This window comes from Novosphingobium clariflavum, from assembly GCF_026420865.1.
GTDB lineage: Bacteria > Pseudomonadota > Alphaproteobacteria > Sphingomonadales > Sphingomonadaceae > Novosphingobium > Novosphingobium clariflavum.
On the sequence record NZ_JAPCWC010000124.1, the window covers coordinates 1 to 270 of the forward strand.

At 64.8% G+C, this 270-nt stretch carries 1 pseudogene; it reads left to right on the forward strand.

From position 1 onward, the window contains the following. Window positions 1–270 (forward strand): annotated as a pseudogene (locus OKA11_RS24575) (methyl-accepting chemotaxis protein); the annotation flags it as partial.

The following is a 270-nucleotide window of genomic DNA, read 5'->3' on the forward strand; positions in this document are numbered from 1 at the left end:
ATGGTGGCGGGCCACATCGCGGTGAAGAAGAAGGCGATGGCCTGCGTCAAGGAATTCGGCGAGGGCAACTTCGAGGCGCCGCTCGAGGCGTTCCCCGGCAAGAAGGCCTTCATCAACGAGACGATCGAGACGCTGCGCGGCAATCTGGTCGGGCTGATCGCGGCGATGAACCACATGTCGGCCGAGCATGACCGGGGCGATATCGACGTGGTCGTGCCGGTGGAGAAGTTCCGCGGCGACTTCGCGGTGATGGCGGGCGGCATCAATGCC